The 17225-nt window shown below is 56.2% G+C and carries 17 protein-coding genes; 8 read left to right on the forward strand and 9 right to left on the reverse strand.

Features of this window, described 5'->3' with window-relative positions; translation table 11 throughout:
* Positions 1 to 2: 2 nt before the first annotated feature.
* The 3 genes from Pla100_RS01975 to Pla100_RS01985 are packed head-to-tail and all read right to left on the reverse strand — an operon-like array spanning position 3 to position 2219.
* Complete coding sequence (locus Pla100_RS01975) at positions 3 to 992, reverse strand: type I phosphomannose isomerase catalytic subunit (RefSeq protein WP_146575986.1); 990 nt, start codon at positions 990 to 992, stop codon at positions 3 to 5.
* A gap of 42 nt (positions 993 to 1034) precedes the next feature.
* A complete protein-coding gene (locus Pla100_RS01980) occupies positions 1035 to 1916 on the reverse strand; it encodes a hypothetical protein (protein ID WP_146575987.1) in 882 nt (293 codons plus the stop codon).
* 57 nt (positions 1917 to 1973) lie between these two features.
* The gene (locus Pla100_RS01985; protein ID WP_146575988.1) at positions 1974 to 2219 is read right to left on the reverse strand and encodes a hypothetical protein; all 246 of its coding nucleotides are present in this window, start codon (positions 2217 to 2219) and stop codon (positions 1974 to 1976) included.
* Here Pla100_RS01985 and Pla100_RS01990 point away from each other — a divergent pair.
* The 6 genes from Pla100_RS01990 to Pla100_RS02015 all read left to right on the forward strand — a co-directional run bounded on the left by Pla100_RS01990 (position 2204) and on the right by Pla100_RS02015 (position 8657).
* The gene (locus tag Pla100_RS01990) at positions 2204 to 2878 is read left to right on the forward strand and encodes a hypothetical protein (protein ID WP_146575989.1); all 675 of its coding nucleotides are present in this window, start codon (positions 2204 to 2206) and stop codon (positions 2876 to 2878) included. The two genes, Pla100_RS01985 and Pla100_RS01990, sit on opposite strands and share 16 nt — an antisense overlap.
* Before the next feature lie 219 nt (positions 2879 to 3097).
* A complete protein-coding gene (locus Pla100_RS01995; RefSeq protein WP_146575990.1) occupies positions 3098 to 3802 on the forward strand; it encodes a metal-dependent hydrolase in 705 nt (234 codons plus the stop codon).
* On the forward strand, positions 3799 to 4857 hold the full coding sequence (hisC, locus tag Pla100_RS02000) for a histidinol-phosphate transaminase (protein WP_146575991.1): 1059 nt from the start codon (positions 3799 to 3801) through the stop codon (positions 4855 to 4857). Before Pla100_RS01995 ends, hisC begins: the two co-directional genes overlap by 4 nt.
* A 467-nt stretch (positions 4858 to 5324) precedes the next feature.
* Positions 5325 to 5912, forward strand: a complete 588-nt coding sequence (hisB, locus tag Pla100_RS02005) for an imidazoleglycerol-phosphate dehydratase HisB (protein WP_146575992.1) — start codon at positions 5325 to 5327, stop codon at positions 5910 to 5912.
* Between the two features lie 87 nt (positions 5913 to 5999).
* A complete protein-coding gene (locus Pla100_RS02010; RefSeq protein WP_231602571.1) occupies positions 6000 to 7289 on the forward strand; it encodes an outer membrane protein assembly factor BamB family protein in 1290 nt (429 codons plus the stop codon).
* Positions 7290 to 7316: 27 nt separating this feature from the next.
* Complete coding sequence (locus Pla100_RS02015; RefSeq protein WP_146575994.1) at positions 7317 to 8657, forward strand: hypothetical protein; 1341 nt, start codon at positions 7317 to 7319, stop codon at positions 8655 to 8657.
* A gap of 247 nt (positions 8658 to 8904) precedes the next feature.
* Here the strand turns inward: Pla100_RS02015 and Pla100_RS02020 are convergent, their stop codons facing one another.
* Complete coding sequence (locus Pla100_RS02020) at positions 8905 to 10152, reverse strand: Gfo/Idh/MocA family protein (RefSeq protein WP_231602572.1); 1248 nt, start codon at positions 10150 to 10152, stop codon at positions 8905 to 8907.
* Positions 10153 to 10408: 256 nt separating this feature from the next.
* Here Pla100_RS02020 and Pla100_RS02025 point away from each other — a divergent pair, with 256 nt between their 5' ends.
* Both Pla100_RS02025 and Pla100_RS02030 read left to right on the forward strand, forming a co-directional pair.
* Entirely contained in the window at positions 10409 to 10987 is a 579-nt protein-coding gene (locus tag Pla100_RS02025) for a DedA family protein (protein WP_231602573.1), read from the forward strand.
* Positions 10988 to 11059: 72 nt separating this feature from the next.
* Positions 11060 to 12391 (forward strand): NupC/NupG family nucleoside CNT transporter, encoded by a 1332-nt coding sequence (locus Pla100_RS02030; RefSeq protein WP_146575997.1) that lies wholly within the window; start codon positions 11060 to 11062, stop codon positions 12389 to 12391.
* A gap of 228 nt (positions 12392 to 12619) precedes the next feature.
* Here Pla100_RS02030 and Pla100_RS02035 read toward each other — a convergent pair whose 3' ends face one another.
* The 5 genes from Pla100_RS02035 to nadA form a co-directional block, all read right to left on the reverse strand.
* Positions 12620 to 12835, reverse strand: a complete 216-nt coding sequence (locus tag Pla100_RS02035) for a hypothetical protein (protein WP_146575998.1) — start codon at positions 12833 to 12835, stop codon at positions 12620 to 12622.
* Positions 12813 to 13592 (reverse strand): hypothetical protein, encoded by a 780-nt coding sequence (locus Pla100_RS02040; RefSeq protein WP_197167706.1) that lies wholly within the window; start codon positions 13590 to 13592, stop codon positions 12813 to 12815. Before Pla100_RS02040 ends, Pla100_RS02035 begins: the two co-directional genes overlap by 23 nt.
* 703 nt (positions 13593 to 14295) lie before the next feature.
* Positions 14296 to 15519 (reverse strand): glycosyltransferase, encoded by a 1224-nt coding sequence (locus tag Pla100_RS02045; RefSeq protein ID WP_231602574.1) that lies wholly within the window; start codon positions 15517 to 15519, stop codon positions 14296 to 14298.
* A complete protein-coding gene (locus Pla100_RS02050) occupies positions 15516 to 15962 on the reverse strand; it encodes a DUF423 domain-containing protein (protein ID WP_146576000.1) in 447 nt (148 codons plus the stop codon). The genes Pla100_RS02045 and Pla100_RS02050 overlap by 4 nt, the downstream gene beginning before the upstream one ends.
* A gap of 6 nt (positions 15963 to 15968) precedes the next feature.
* Positions 15969 to 17153, reverse strand: a complete 1185-nt coding sequence (gene nadA, locus Pla100_RS02055; RefSeq protein ID WP_146576001.1) for a quinolinate synthase NadA — start codon at positions 17151 to 17153, stop codon at positions 15969 to 15971.
* Positions 17154 to 17225: the final 72 nt, after the last annotated feature.

The raw sequence follows: 17225 nt of genomic DNA on the forward strand, positions 1-17225 counted from the left end.
TCTTATTTTGGTGGCGACATCCATAGTGCCGCGCCTTGAATGACTCGCAGTTCACAGGCCGACATTGCCGCAGGCAATAACGTAGTCGCTCCCGTGTCGATGACGGTCGTCTTGCCGTCATGAATTAAACTCGCCTGACCGGCGATCACGGATATTAAATGGCACCGGTCGTCTCCACCAATGGTCGCATCGCCCGTGATCCGGTGCAGGTCGAAACGATCACATCGCACCAGTGTTTCTACTTCCCCAGACCTAGCCAAATCGCTGGAGCGAAGAGGCGTGACCGGGTCAACCGGACCACGATCGAAATCAGTTACGGCGAGTGATGATTCGATATGCAACGGTCGGGATCGACCTGTCGCGTCGGTGCGGTTCCAATCGAATAGTCGGAAAGTCGTGTTGCTGGACTGTTGAATTTCGGCAACGAGAAGACCGCCTCCCAAAGCGTGTACGGTGCCGGCGGGGATGAAGATGCAATCCCCGACGTTCGGATGAAAGGCATGGAGAGCTTTTTCCGTAGTCCCGGATGCGATGTGAGTGGCAAGGGATTCGCGATCGATTCCCGCCTTCAATCCGGCGTAAATGACGCTTTCCGGTTCGCTATGAAGGATGACCCATGCCTCGGTCTTGCCCAGATCCGGGGGCGTTAACTTCGAACCCTGTTCGTCGTTCGGGTGAACCTGCACCGAAAGGACCTGGTTGCAATCGAGGAACTTGAACAACAACGGAAACGTTTCACTGCGGTTTGGATTCATCGCCCAAGCGTTACCCATCAACTCAGCCGTTCGCTCGCGATATAAACCGCCGAGGGTCGATCCGGAGAGCGGGCCTTCGGCGACGACGCTTTGATCAGCCCCGTGATCAACGATCTCCCAAGACTCCGCGTAATCGTTGGCGTCGCCGATGGTTTTGCCTAACGAATCGTTCAACCGCCGCCCTCCCCAAATCGCTTGTTTGATCAAAGGGCAAAAACGCAGAGGTTCAGTAAGCATGAGATCGCATTGGAAAGAGATGGACAAAGACGCAAGTCGAATTCATTCGCCTTGGAAAATGATCGATTGAAGTCGATCGATCGACGCTTGCGTTTGTCCGTGGTTTCGCAGCGGTGGAATCCGATCGCAGAATTTTGCGTTGACACCTTTGGTGCGCAGATAGCGTTGGAGTTCACGTGGGTCACCGTCGCGGTACGCTTCGGCGTCATGATAGATTCGCGGTCCGTAGGTCGCGTCGACCAATCGCTCGATCACCATCGTCCACCAATTCAGCCAATCAAGACTCTCAGGGGACCCTTGGCTAACGTTTTCTTGCGAGGCTCGAGTGAGCGACTTGAGTTGTTTTTGGACAGCCGGTGGCAAACATGGGTCGAGCGTCGTTGCTTCAAACTGCATCGCACTGAGCAGGCTGTCTTTCGGGCAGCGTTGCACGTACGCGTCCAACAAAGATCCTCGCCAACTGCCTTTTTCGATCGGAGTTCCCGCAGTGATTTCCATCGCGATGAGATCGGCCAACTCGACATAGATGGCTTCGACGGTTGCTTCGAAAATCGCCGACGCGGGCGGAGCCGATTTGGCCGTCAGCAGAGAAACCGTCACCCGCTCGAGCAACCAGATTTGTTGCTCGGGTTCCCACATCGAATACCAATGCGGCGTTTCAAAACCGAATCCATCCGACGAGTCATCTGCATCCGAATGGTCGATCGCAAAATTCTCGGGATCGTGAAGCGGATCCCTCAACCATGCCGCCAATTCCTCGGCGAGCGGGTTGGCGGTGGCGGAATCGTCAAGCCCGTCTTGTTCGTCATCGATCCGGGCGTTGATATCGATCACCAATTGATCGACCATCATGCCGACCGCGCCGCGAAACAAATTCGCTTCATCTCCTTCGAGGCATCGCAAGCCATTGGTCAGAGGCCACATAGGCGGTCACCGAAAGGAACTAAGAAGAGAAGCAGACGACGTACTATTTTATCTAGCTCAAAAGTAATCAACAGTCGCCAGCGAAGCAAATGTTTCAACGGAGTCAAATTTCTCAGGAAAGACGATTCTAGCAATTATGATGTTCAGCAGATCGACAGAGCAAGGTTTTGTCCACACTTTGCGATCATCGCCGTCGAATCCGCCGCCAACGGTAATTAACGTGAGTCCGTGACACGATTCCCTGGCTTTCCCTTCCCTGTTCATGATCGTCGAAAGATTAGCTGAAAATGAAGATTCACTCATGCGCCTCGCTGTTTGCTTTGGTTGCGATCGCCGCCGCCGTGTCATTGCCCGGCATGATCCAGGCTCAAGAAACTCCGAAGGCGGAACCGGGCAACACTGAACCCGCTAAGGCGGAACCAGTCAAGGCAGAACCGACCCGAGCTAAACCGCTGTCCCCCGCTAATCCGACCGTCCGCCCGCTAAGTGTCACCGTCGGCCTGGTCAGCGCCGACGAGATCGAGGGGACCCTGACGGACACGACGCAGTTGCAGATGCAAACCTCATTCGGCACCGCCAGCATCCCACTCTCGGAAGTCGCCGGCATTCGTTTCGCATCCGCCAACGATGCAACGACAACGGTCGTGATGCTTAACGGCGATTCGATCACCGGGGCCACCGATGTTAAGCTAATCACCGTGGAAACCGAATGGGGCACGGCTTCGATCAATGGACCAAGCATCACGTCTATCATGCTCGTTCCTGGTCTGAAATGGAACCCTCAATCGGGGCTCAATGGGAATCGTTGGAGCCTTTCGGACGAAAAGGAAGAGACGCCGCCAGCCCCTAAACCGTCTGCAACCCCCGCACCGGCTCCCCGGTCGACGCCTGTCCCGAGCAATCAGGCTTTCCCTTCGCAAGGCAGTTTCAATAGCAGCGGCCAGTTCTTCCCAGGAAACTAGTGCTTCATCCACATTTGACTTGAGGGTGTTAACAACGTGGCTCGACGGTCCTCCGTCGAGAATCACGGTGGGGACCACCGTGCCACGTTTTCAGCCAACCCTCATTTTAAGTAATGACGGAGCACGATCGCTTATCCCGTCGGCTTGCCGGGTTGGAAAATCGGGCGTGATTCGTCACGCTAAGGGGAGTTTGTTTGTTCCCTCAGAATGAGACGTCTCATGCCTTTGGTTCTGACTTGGCTTTCGCACGCCTCCTGGCTGGTCGAGACCGATTCGTATCGCGTGTTGCTCGACCCGTTTTTCACCGACAATCCGGCCGCGGCCGTGAAGGCGGATTCGTTCGATTCCATTTCCCATGTCCTGGTCTCACACGGGCATTTTGACCACATCACCGACGCCGAATCGATCGCGCGACGGAACCGATGCCCGATCGTGTCGAATTTCGAGATCGCCGAGTGGTTTGCCGCCAAAGGGTTCGGATGCGATGATTTGCCGGCCCCGATCGGGATGAATATTGGTGGCCAAACTTCGCTGCCATTTGGGAGCCTGCGAATGGTACCGGCGGTCCATTCGAGCGGATTGCCGGATGGAAAATATGGCGGGCAGGCTGCCGGATTCGTGCTCACCGTCGGCAAACAGCGCGTCTATTTCGCCTGCGATACGGCTTATTTCAGCGACATGAAGTATTACGCCAAAGGCGTCGACGCGGCGGTTTTGCCGATCGGCGATCTGTACACGATGGGCGTCGACGATTGCATCCAATCGATCCGCCTGATCGAACCAACGTTGGTGTTGCCGACTCATTACGGTACCTGGCCACCGATCGATCAAAATCCGCAAACTTGGGCCAAGAAAGTCCGCGAACAAACCGCCGCGAAACCGATCGTGTTGAACGTCGGTGAGCGTTACGAGGTGGGAACTTGAACTACCGCAGCGCACTAGCGCAGATGAAACCTTACACGCCCGGCGAACAACCGCCGCCGGGCAAGTTCATTAAGCTCAATACGAACGAGAACCCTTACCCGCCAGCACCTGCGGTCGTCGAGGCGATTCGGGCGGCGGCTTCGGGCCCGCTGAATCGGTACCCCGATCCGGTCGCGACTAGTTTTCGCCGAGCTGCGGCCGATGCCCTTTCGTTGCCGGGACCGGAATGGATCCTGGCGGGCAACGGGAGTGATGAGATTCTGACGATCCTCGTTCGCGGATTCGTAGGCGAAGGACAGAAACTGCGTCTGCCGTACCCCAGTTATATTCTGTATCGAACCTTAGCGGACATCCAAGGTGCCGCTTGGGAACAGACTCCGTTTGTCGACGATTGGAAGTTACCCGCCGCATTCGGTCACAGCGATGATGACTTGAAGTTGGTGTTGTTGCCGAATCCGAATTCGCCCAGCGGCACGATCGTCCCGCCGGATGAAGTCGCTGCGATCGCCGATTCACTCACGTGTCCGCTCGTCGTCGATGAAGCCTACGTGGATTTTGCCGACGATGATTGCCTCGACTTGGTGCGGCAGAACGAGAACGTCCTGGTGACCCGCACGATGTCGAAGTCTTACGGCTTGGCGGGCGTGCGATTTGGGTTCTTGGTCGCCCAACCACAAGTGATCGCCGAACTTGCCAAGATCAAAGACAGCTACAATTGCGACGCGATTTCGATCGCCGCAGCCACCGCCGCGATCTCGTCACAAGATTGGCTTGCAGACGTGGTCGCCAAGATGAACACGACGCGCGATCGGATGGCATCCGAACTGTCCGCGATGGGTTTTCGCGTTACACCGTCACACGCGAACTTCGTATGGTGCCAACATTCCTCCGGCCGACACTCGGAGATTTACGAGTATCTCAAACGTAATCAGATCCTGGTCCGCTACATGGCGTTTCCCGACTGGGGCGACGGCTTGAGAATCAGTGTCGGAACGGACGACCAAATCGACGCCTGTTTGCTCATGATCGGCCGAGCCATCGGATCGTTAGGTTAGCCGTATCGTAACCCGCAGCGTGAGATCAATAAGTGAAGTATTTGTAGTGGATGATCCAGCGATGCTTAGTGACGTATTATTAAGGTGGCATAGGCTTCCAGCCTCTTTATACCCCACATCTTTTTGACCCCCACGAGCTCGTCTCGTGGGTGAATAAGGTTCGCAAGCTAGACAACGACGCCCTCCCAACCTTCCGATTTTCACTTGTGCTCGCCGCTTCAAGCGGCGAGCACAAGTGAAAATCGGAAGGTTGGGCGAATTGCGGCTCGTGTCTAGCTTGCCAACCTGGGCTTCCTGTCAGACGAGCTGGCAGGGGAGCATTACACAAGGACTTGTGGGGTATAAAGAGGCTGGAAGCCGATGCCACGTATTGTTCACGCGATCCTCAACGGGTCGTCAACTTCAATCTTCAATCTTCAATCTTCAATCTTCAATCTTCAATCTTCAATCTTCAATCTTCAATCAGAATGCCAAGAACCGCCACGATTCAGCGCCGAACCGGCGAAACCCAAATCGAGCTTTCCGTTGACCTTGACGGCACGGGCAGTGGTTCGCGTCGAACCGGCGTCGGTTTTTTCGACCACATGCTTGATCTGTTCGCGAAACATTCGTTGATCGATTTGACCGTTCAAGCCACCGGCGACCTTCACGTCGACGACCACCACACGACCGAGGACGTGGGCATCGCGTTGGGAACAGCGATCGACCAAGCACTCGGGGATCGAGCGGGCGTTTATCGCTACGGCCATTTCACGTTGCCGATGGACGAATGCCTGGTCACCTCGGCGGTCGACATGGGAGGACGGTATGCGTTCGAATACCACGCGCCGATCGGGGCTTCGAAGATCGGAACGTTTGACAGCGAACTGGTGGAACATTTCTGGCAATCCTTCGCGGCGAACGCGAAGTGCAATTTGCACGTCGTTTTGCACCACGGCAAGAACGCTCACCACATCTCCGAGTGCGTCTTCAAAGCAACCGCCCGAGCGATCCGGATGGCGGTCGAAAAAGATCCACGAAACACCACTATCCCGTCGACCAAGGGTGTGCTTTAGAATACCGTCAACGGGCAGGGAAGCCTGAAGTTCGATTTGACGCAATTCATGTCTCTGCCAACTGATCCAAAAACAAACTCCAACGCCATGACGAAGTCTCGATTAATTGCCTTGTTACTGTTGTTCACCGGTATGTCGACCGGTTTCGTGAACGCCGCCGAAACGGATTGGCCTCAGTGGCGAGGTCCGCAACGCGACGGACATGCCGCCCCGCAGTTGTTGGCCCAATCTTGGCCAACCGATGGACCGGCGTTGAAGTGGGAATCGAGCCAAATGGGTCGAGGCTACAGCAGCATGTCGATCGTCGACGGGCGCTTGTTCACGATGGGTGCCGACGAACAGAACTGCTTCGCCGTGTGCTTGGACTCACAAACCGGTAAGAGTCTTTGGAAAACGAACGTCTCGCGAGCCGGTGCTAACGGTGACTACAACGTCGGCTGGGGCGCGGGACCACGCAGTACACCGACGATCGACGGCGATCAAGTGTTTGTGCTCTCGGACGTCGGCACCGTCGCCGTATTGAAAAAGGATTCCGGCGACGTCTTGTGGTCCGTTGATTTGGTCAAAGAGTACGGTGGCCAGATTCCCAAGTGGGGATACAGTGAATCGATTCTCATTGACGGCGACCGTGTGATCGTTTGCCCCGGTGGAGCGAACTTCATGGTCGGATTGGACCGGCAATCCGGACGATTAGTTTGGCAATCGCGGGGTTACGACGCGCCCTCGCATTATGTCTCGGTGATCAAAGGCAACTTTGGCGGCGTGAACTATTACGTCACCGCATCGAATAAAGGGGTGGTCGCATTTGATTGTCAGAACGGAAACAAGCTGTTCGAGAATCCGACCACTGGCAATGACGTCGCCACGATCCCAACTCCGATCGTGACCGGCGATTTGGTCTACCATACGAGCGACTACGGGGCCGGGAACGTGTTGCTGAAACTGACCGCCTCGGGGAACACCCTTCGCGCTGATCAAGTCTATCACCTCGACGGCAAGACCATGATGAATCATCACGGTGGCGTCGTCTTAGTCGACCAAGTCATCTACGGATTCACGAAAGCCAACGGGGGAACCTGGATGGCCCAAGACCTTCCCTCCGGCGACACGTTGTGGGAAGAAAAACTGCGTGGCAATAAGAGCGGATCGATCGCCTATGCCGACGGTCGATTGTATTGCTACAACGACGGTGACGGAACGGTGATGTTGGTCGAACCGAGTCGCAAGGGTTTCCTAAACAAGGGGACGTTGACCCTGCCCAAACAAACGTCGATTCCGCGTGATCGCGGAGCGATCTGGGCGCACCCGGTGATTGCCAATCAAACCTTATTCATCCGTGACCAAGATTTGCTGTTCGCGTTCGAGATCAAGCGATAAAGGATCGGTCGTTTGAATGGCCAGTCCATGACGCCGTCGCCGAAGACGTTTCCGTTGCGATTGGCGACCGCGATTGCGGCGTTGATGCTGGTCTGTTTCGTTAGCGGACGGATGACACCCCACTTGGTGTCTGATACACCAAGCTACATCGACTATCGGTTCGCTTCAGCCGATGAAGTCGCTCGTTCGGTCCGCACACCCGGTTACCCGTTACTGATTCGGGCGAGCGAGTTGCTTTTCTCGTCGGGTGAGTCTTCGTTGCAGGCACTGGTGATTTTCCAGATCGTCGTGCATGCGATCGCCGTCACCGTTTGGCTTGACGAGTTGTTCCGATGGTCGGTGCCACGCCGCGCCGCCATTGTCGGCTGTATCGCCTTCGCCGTTACCAATACCTTTTGGGACCACATCAATACGATCGCGACGGATTCAATTTCCATGTCGCTTGGGATGATCATCGCGGCACTCGTCGTGCGAGTGTGGAGAGTCGGGAACTCATGGCGAACAACAATCGCGATCGGAACGCTGGTGATCGCGGTGATTGCGATTCGTCCCGCCTATCTTTTTCTGATGCCGTGGATGTTTGCGGCGATGATGTTTCGCCCTGCCGGTTCAGCTTATGTGGTTGGACGAACGCGATGGTTCGACGCGATCGGGATAATCATGCTGCCGCTGGTCGCGTTGATTGTCTGGTGTGGATTCCGCGGGTCGGTCACCGGTGACTATGGAATCTTGCCCTTCGGTCATCAGAACATGGCCGCCGTCACCACTCAATTGCTCGACAACGATGAACTCGCTGATCTGACGAAGGAGCGATTCGATCCGCCGCTTGCCGATCTCGGAGCCGCCATCGGCCGCGCCCGCTGGGAGGTGATGGACATGCATTCTCGAGCGGACAGTTACATGTCGTTGGAAAACCGCTGGGACGAAATGACCTATTCAATCGTCATCCCGGCAGCGGAAAGGGTGATCGGCGGGGATGTCGTGGTCCAGCATCGAGCGTTGTCAAAGCTCGACTCGGCGATTGTTGCCGAGTATCCCTGGCGATATGCCAAATGGCTTGCATTGGCGATTCGACGCGGAGTTTGGGGGTCGGCCGCGAACATGGTGATGCATCCGGTTTATTTTCCATGTTGGATTGCGTTGGCGGTTTGGGCTTTCGTCTGGTCAACCCGTAGTTCGGTACAAAAGAACGCGATCGATTGGTCTCCGATCAAGCCACTCGTGATGGTCACCGTCAGCTACGCGCTCATGAAAATCACATTCGTCGCACTCACGAGCCCGCCGATCGGACGTTTCTCCGACGCGGCGATGGCGCTCGTTCCGATGTTGGTTGGCGTTGTGGTTGCTCAGCTGAATTCATCGCGTTGATACGCAAGTCGTCCAACGTAGCGGCTATTCTTGACGGAACCGACAATCGTAACCCGCTGCGTAAACGAGGGATTCCTGTTTATCCCTCGCTTGCCGGGCTGTTGATTGAGTGCACGATTGGGCGTTTTCGTTTAACGGCAAGCCGCAGGCATCGGCGTTCTCAAACTCTGTCGCCTGCGGCTTGCCGTTAAACGACTAAATCAACAGCCCGTTGCGCTGCGGGTTACCGTAGGATCAAGCTCGGAATTCAATTCATTTTGACGGGTCGCGATTGACGGATCGATTCGTCTAACGCCGCAAGAATCCGCATGTCTGCGAGTCCTTCTTTTCCTGGCGTGCGGTTGGCTTGGTTGTTGATGATGCACTGTGAAAAGTGATCCATCTCGGATGCAAATTGGTTGACGGCCGAAAGCTCGTGCTGGATCACCACGTTCGGTTCGTCGGAACCGGACGGCTGGTGAGTCATCAGTCGCTGTCCGTTGTAGCTGAACGCGGGCGATAGTTCGATCACGCCGTCGGCGCACGCAACGCGATAGAAGTCGCTGCGATGGGTATTAAAACTGCAGTCCAAGTTCGCCAGGACTCCTGAGGGAAACTTCAGCAAGCACGACACACTTTCGGGGACTTCGCGAAACCGCGGATCGTCGCCGGGTTGATGAGCGTGAGCGAACACCTCGACGGGTTCTTCGCCGGTCACGTATCTCGCCGCATTGATCGGATAAACACCGACATCGCCGACCGGCCCGCCTCCGAGCTCACGTGCCAAGCGAATGTTAGGGGCATCGACATTGATGCAAAAGCTACCGCTGAATGTCTTGATCTCGCCAAACCGCTTTTCGTCGCACATTTGCATCACTTTGCGATTGAAGGGTTCGTAGTGCAACCGATAAGCGATCATCAGTTGCCGATTGACTTGCTCGGCGGAGTCCATCATCCGTTGGCACTCGTCGATCGAAACCGCCATTGGCTTTTCACACAAGACATGCTTGCCGGCCTCAAGGGCTCGGATGGTGTACTCGGCGTGCATCGAGTTGGGCAGCACGATGTAGACGATGTCGATCCGATCATCGTTGGCGATTTCATCAAAATTGTCATATTGGTAGATCGCGTCTTTAGCGACATCGTAGGCCTTTGCGACCGTTTTGGCTTTGGCAGGATGACCGCTGACCAACGCCCGCGGTTCACTGTAGTCGCACAGGCCGAACGCCGGCATGATTTGGCCCAGTGCGAGTTGCCCCAGACCGACGACGGCCCAGCCCATTTTCTTTTTGGGAACTTCCGGGATCGGCAGGTTGGGCGGCTGATCGTTGGGCGGAGCGAGCGGAATCTTGTTTCCGGTCGTTTCGATCGTGTTGCCGCCGACGGGCTGAATCTGCGAGGAGCTGGCTGAGTTGGACGGTGACGGAGAAGACGAATCGCTAGCTCCTGCTTGCTGACTCGCGGTCGCTGCGACGGCCGCAAGGCTGGCGAATTGCGTGAAGTTGCGGCGTGACATGGGCTGGGTCATTTTCAGTCTCGGCTTTGAGTGGAGTTGCTTTCGAATAGAAGCTGTCTGCAATCATCGCGCCGATTGTTCAGTTGGAACCTTCTGACCAATGGAACGGTCTTTGCGAACCCATTCCGTTGACGCCCCCGTTCTTTCGTAGTCGCGATCGTTTGCGACTCGATCGATGTTGGGTGGATGAACTTGTTTGAACAGGCGATGCAAAATGGACCAATGGATTCAGAACACACTCGAACAATTTGGCGTTATGGGCGTCGCTTTTTTGATGTTGATCGAGAACATCTTTCCGCCGATTCCATCGGAAGTGGTCATGCCTTGGGCAGGCTATTCGGTGAGTCAGGGCGACCATTCGTTGTTGGCGGTAGTCGCCGCAGGAAGCATCGGATCGTTCCTCGGCGCGCTGTTGTGGTATGGCGTTGGGCTATGGATCGGCAAAGATCGACTTTCACGATGGGTCGACCATCACGGGGCTTGGTTGACGATCTCGCCCAAAGATATCGATCGCGTCGACCAATGGTTTGATTCCTGGGGTGGTTGGGCCGTATTGATTTGTCGATTGATTCCTGGATTAAGAACGTTGATCAGTCTGCCGGCTGGATTTTCGAACATGAGCTTCCTTCCGTTCGCGATCTACACGGCCATCGGCACCGTCGCCTGGACCGCGTTGTTGGCGTCGCTGGGTTGGTGGCTGGGTAACAACTATGCTGACTTAACCGGTCCGCTCGGTTGGGTCAGCACGGCGGTCGTCGTCGGGCTCTTCGTGTGGTGGTTGTTCCGTTTGTTGTCTCAGAAACGCTGGTCTAAGAACGCCGCGAATGCTCGTTGAGAACGACTAGGCCGCCGTTTCCCTCAGGTTGCGAATCGGTTCTAATGACGTCCTCAACGGGGGAATGAATCCTTGGAAGAATTATCATCTCGAGCGGCCTGCCTAATCGGCATTGTCGTTTTCGTCGGCCTCGCGTGGTCGATCAGCACCGATCGTCGTCGGTTTCCTTGGCGGGTCGTCTTGGGCGGTTTGTTCTTGCAAGTCGTCTTGGCCTATCTCGTAACGGGCACGCGTGCGGGACGTTGGCTGTTTTCACGGATCGGAGATGCCTTCACTTCCGTAATGAGCAATGTCGATGTCGGAAGCGGCTTTCTATTTTCAACGAGCGATTCCTCGTCCGGCGGATTGTTGGCCACGTTCGCATTCGGCGTCTTGCCGACGGTGATTTTCTTTTCCTCGTTGATGAGCGTTCTGTATTACCTCGGCGTGATGCAGCGTTTGGTGGCCGCCATGGCTTGGGTCATGCGTTTCACGTTGGGCACGAGCGGCCCCGAAACGCTCGCCGCCGCCGCGAATGTCTTCGTCGGCCACACCGAAGCACCGCTGGTTGTGCGACCTTATCTGGACACGATGTCCCGCAGCGAATTGTGCGCGATGATGACCGGCGGATTTGCGACCGTGACGGGCGGATTGCTGGGTGCGTATGCCGGGATGGGGATCGACATCGGACACCTGCTGACCGCGTCGGTGATCAGCGCCCCGGCGGCTTTGTTGATCGCGAAAGTGATGGTTCCCGAGACCGATCGATGCGATTCGACGAACCTTCCCCTCGAACATGATGCGGAGGAATCGCCCGCCGTCTCGAACGATCCGGATTCGATGGTCGACTTAGTTTCCCCGTCGAGCGAGTCGCTATCGTCGACCAACGTGATCGGTGCCGCTGTCGAAGGGGCCAGCGAAGGGATGAAATTGGCCATCAACGTGGCGGCGATGCTGATCGCATTCTTGGCCTTGATCGCTTTGATCGACACGTTGCTTGCGGGCACATGTCAAGCGATCGGTTGGGTCGGCCCAGACGGCGAGGCACTTGTGTCGTTAGGCTTGATCCTCGGTTACCTCGGGGCACCGTTGGCGTGGCTGATCGGCATTCCGGCGGGAGAATGTTTGGTCGCCGGACAATTGATCGGCATGAAAACCGTCGCCAACGAGTTTGTCGCGTTTCAACAACTCGGCGAAATGATGCGTCGAGACGAACCACCGATCAGCGCTCGATCGGCTCAAGTACTGACCTACGCGTTGGCCGGATTTAGCAACTTTGCCGCGATCGGCATTCAAGTCGGCGGCGTGGGCGGTTTGGCACCGAAACGCAAAGCGGAACTGGCCCAGCTTGGATTGCGTGCCATGTTCGGCGGACTGCTCGCGTGCTGCATGACCGGAGCGGTCGCCGGTTTATTATTGCGTTAGCAAACCGTACCGGCGACTTTTAGACGCCGAATCTAAAACGCGCGAGCGATTAGCGACCTTCAATGATTCCATGCTAACGTCTAAACGCAGAGTTCACCGAGGCGCAGAGGGCCGCAAAAGTTGGCATTCAACATACGGCATCAAACTCCGCGATTCTCTGCGTCTCAGCGTGCTCTGCGTTTGAAGAAAACGACGATTGTGCCTACCACCATCTGCTACTTGGCGTCTTTACGCGTAGTGATGATCGATCGCTGGGCGGACCATCACGTTCGGGCGAGCGGTGCTGGTCTTGTAGAAATCCGGCGCCCAACGGTTCAACTCCATGTACATCGCGATCACCGCGATCAACATGAACAAAGTCGCCAACAACAACATGACCGTGAAAACCGATGGTGGTTGTTTGGTCGAGCGGACGCCAGGTTCATTCGATAGTTGTGTCGACACGATCGCCCTCCGTAATGTTACCTTCGCTGTAGTCACGCAAAATTTCGGCGACCGCCCGATCGGGCTCGGTCTCTCGAACTCGCAAGCGAGTGACATAACGACCACCGCGAGTGACCTCGAGAAAATGACCGGCTCGCAATCCATCGTCATAACCGATCGACACTTCGACCAACTTGCGAGGATGATTGACGACCAAAACCTTTCCGTTTCGCTCTGGCGGAGCACCATCAAGCGGATCGTTCATGTTCAATCCAGCCGCGTCGACGACTTCCTTGTACCGGGTCACCTGGGTCATCAATTGATCGTTCCGATCTTGTTGAAGCTGAACGATCCCTCGCAGGCTATTCATTTGGTCGGTCAACGACAGAGTTTCGGCAAACAGATTGTCGCGATCTTGCTGCTCGTCACGAATCGCCTGCCGTAGTTTCGCGGTTTCCGCAGTTAACTTTTCGAGTTCTTCGGCTCGACTACGGTCCAATTGAGCCAACTCGGTGTTCTTAGCTTGGAGTTGTTGTACGGTCGATTCACTCTCACGAAGTTGCGATTCGAGCTGATCGAGCTGGGTTTGCAATGCCGCCAAGGCGGTTCGTCGAGCGGCTTGCTCACGATCGAGTGCCGCTTGGGTGCGAGCCCGTGAGTCGCGCAGTTCGTTGTTGGTTCGCGCGATCGTTTCGATTTGAGCTTTCAGACCGTCATCGGCCAGGACTACATCCCGCCAATTGCGGTGCGAAGCGTTGACCGCGAGGGCCAAAACCATGAACACGACGCTGAGCAGCAAGATCAAAACCGAGAAGGATTTCCCGAGGAGATTCATGGGAAAAGGGTTCCGAAGGGACGAGTGAAGAGAAGGTGGGGAGTGCAATCCAAGAGTATAATTGGGCTCGAAAATGGGTGTCAACAAAATTGGCGATTTTGCGAGCCTCCACGCAACGGCCTTATACGCACCGAGGAATATAACGGTTGTGCCGATTGCCCGCCTTCGAGTGCAATCGGCCACAACGCGATAACGCCGTGTTGATTGAATCGTAACCCGACGCGTCAGCGAGGGATTGAACGCCATTAAATCCTTTGTAAGTATCCCTCGCTCACGCTTCGGGTTACGATGCAAACCAAATCAACCGCCCGATAGCGCCGTGTTGATTGAATCGTAACCCGACGCGTCAGCGAGGGATTGAACGCCATTAAATCCTTTGTAAGTATCCCTCGCTCACGCTTCGGGTTACGATGCAAACCAAATCAACCGCCCGATAACGCCGTGTTGATTGAATCGTAACCCGACGCGTCAGCGAGGGATTGAACGCCATTAAATCCTTTGTAGGTATCCCTCGCTCACGCTTCGGGTTACGATGCAAACCAAATCATCGGCCCGATAGCGGCGTCGGCTCACTAAATCAACACGCCGATAGCGTTCGTTTATCGACGATACCGCACGCGATCGCGTTGCGACAGATTGCACTCCATCACCGGCGTGATCGTTTTGCAGCCGTTCCTTGCAGTTTGGCAATGATTTCACCGACGATTGGCCCCACCGAATGGTTGCCAATAACCCACCGCGCGGCGGAATCGACCTGGAATCTTCCATGTTCCGAATCCTCGACAAATTGCAACAATGCAAGCGAAAGCGAGTTCGGGTCGCCTGGGTCGGCCCAAAAACACGTCGGTTCGGACGGATCCGACTGAAGTTCAGCGGTCCCGCCGGCACGGGTGGCGATAACCGGCGTTCCCAACGCGAACGCCTCAAGCACCACGTTGGGCATGCCTTCAAAATGTGACGGACATACCAATGCGTCTGCGGCGGCAATCTCGCCGACCGCAGGTGAAATGATTCCGCAAAATTCGATCTCGTGACCGTTGACCGTCCCCTTGGAATCCGCCAGCGACTCGGCCCGCCGCTGCAACTCTCCGCGTAACGGGCCGTCGCCGATGAAACGAACCCTGAATCTCGGGAAATCTTCGGGCCACGGTTGCGGCAATCGGGCGATCGCCTCGACCAAATCTCCCTGTCCCTTTTCCGAACTCATCCGACCCACGCAAACGAGATTCAGTCGTCGTTGGTCGATCGTGCTCCGCATGGGAAGCTCAGAGAGTTGAACGCTGGATCGAATTGCGTTGAGATCGACCGGGTTGCGGATCACGGAAATCCGTTCGATTGGCAGACCGTAATAGCGAGATGCCGATTCCGCGACGGCGTGGCTGACCGCGATGACTTCGTCACTGCGCCGATAGGCATCCGCCAATCGACGGCGTTTCTGTTGGACGAATCGTTTCTCGACACTCGGCAGTGCCAAGTGCGGCGGACTGACGATCGTCGAAACTCGTCGAACCGGAGTCGTGACCGACGGATGCCCGGCGATCAGCGTATTGTGAAACGCTCGGTCGTATACGACGTCGATCTTTTCGCGACGCAGTAACGCATCAAAGTCTCTCGCCTGATTGCGAAGAATTCGGCCCGGCCAACGATTGAGGACCTTTTCCAAGAACGAAACTGGCGCGGCTTCGGGGGAATGGATGACGACGTCGTCCGGTATGCGCGGAAGCAGATCGCCGACTCGGTGGGTCAGATAAAGATGAACTTCGAACGATTCCCGAGGCAGGTGTTCGGCCAACAGCGCGACTTGGTGTTCGCTGCCACCGCCCCGCATCGAACTGGCCATCAAGAGAACGCGAGTGCGATCGACGTTCACCGCTCACCCGGCCGTGATCGTCGACAAAACCCGAGCAAGCACCACGCGACGATCCAACTCGTCCCGCCGAGCGGCGTGATCGCGCCGAGGGCAGGCGTATTGGTCAAGACGAGGAGGTAGAGGCTGCCCGAAAACAACACGATCCCCGCGATCATCAACGCAAACGCAAGCCGAAAAAATCTTGTCGGCGTGAACGAGGAAGCGGCCAGCACGAGCAACACGACCGCGTGAGCAAGGTGGTACCTCGCTCCGGTATCGAACTGGCTCAATCGTCGCTCGAGTGTTTCGGCGTCGATTCCGGTTTCAGGTAAATACGATTGCAAACCGTGGGCTCCGAACGCACCGATGATGATCGCGGTTGCGCCGGCGATCGCGGCCGCGATTAAATACCCACGCGTTGGCGTTGGGGAAATCAGTGAATCGGACGCCAACGGATTGCTCATGCCGCTTTACTTCACCGCCAACATGCGTTCCAACGCGATCAGACTCCACTTGGTCGTTTCGTCGTCGACGCGGATCGTATTGACCAGCTCGCCGTCTCGCAGGTTTTCCAATGTCCACGCCAAGTGTGGCAAGTCGATCCGGTACATCGTCGCGCACATGCAAACGACCGGACTGAGGAAATGAATTTCCTGTTCGGGGTGTTCCGCTTTGAGTCGATTGACCAAGTGCAACTCCGTACCGATCGCCCACTTCGTTCCCGCCGGGGCGGCTTGAACGGTGCTGATGATCTTCCCCGTACTTCCGCTGATGTCAGCGATATCGTTGACCTCGCGAGGGCACTCCGGATGAACCAAAATTTGGATCCCGGGGTGTTCAGCTCGGAACCGGGCGACGTGTTCGGCGCGGAACATCTGATGAACGCTGCAGTGGCCTTTCCATAAGATCACGCGGCTATTCTCGATCGCCTCGTCGGTGTTGCCGCCCATTTCCAACGCGTATGGATCCCACACGGGCATTTGGTCTTCGGTGATGTCCATCGTCAACGCGGTGTTGCGCCCGAGATGTTGATCGGGGAAAAAGAAAACCCGCTGTCCGCGTTCGAACGCCCATTGCAATACCGCTCGTGCGTTACTGCTCGTGCAAACGATACCGCCATGCCGACCGCAGAACGCTTTTAAACTCGCGGCGCTGTTGATGTACGTGACCGGAATAACTTGTTCGGTGTCGATGATTTCGCCCATGTCCTGCCAAGCGGCTTCGACTTGCGCGATCCCGGCCATGTCGGCCATCGAGCAACCCGCCGCCATGTCGGGCAACAACACGTCGACTCGACGTCCGTTTCGAGCGGCCACGCGATCGGGACGGTTGGCAAGAATGTCGGCCGTTTCCGCCATGAAGTGGACGCCACAAAACACAATGGTGCGGCACTTCTGGCTCTTGGCGGCCATCTCAGATAGTTGATAACTGTCGCCTCGCAAGTCGGTGTGCGCGATGACTTCGTCTTGCTGGTAATGATGCCCGAGAATCAAGAGCTCCTCACCGAGTTCGCCACGAACCGCTTCGATTCGAGTCCGCAATTCGTCGTCGGTCATCGTCTTGTAAGGTGCCAACGGATGCTTGGCATTGGCCTCGGCGGGCTTGAAGGGTTTGCCCTTGGGAGCGGCAGCGATCGGGATCGTGGAGTCGGCCATCGGAGATATGAAAGTTTGAGAAGGCGACAATATAGGAGTGAGTCTGTCAGACTAACGTTTTTGCCAGCCGAT

This window comes from Neorhodopirellula pilleata, assembly GCF_007859915.1.
Classification (GTDB): Bacteria; Planctomycetota; Planctomycetia; order Pirellulales; family Pirellulaceae; genus Rhodopirellula; species Rhodopirellula pilleata.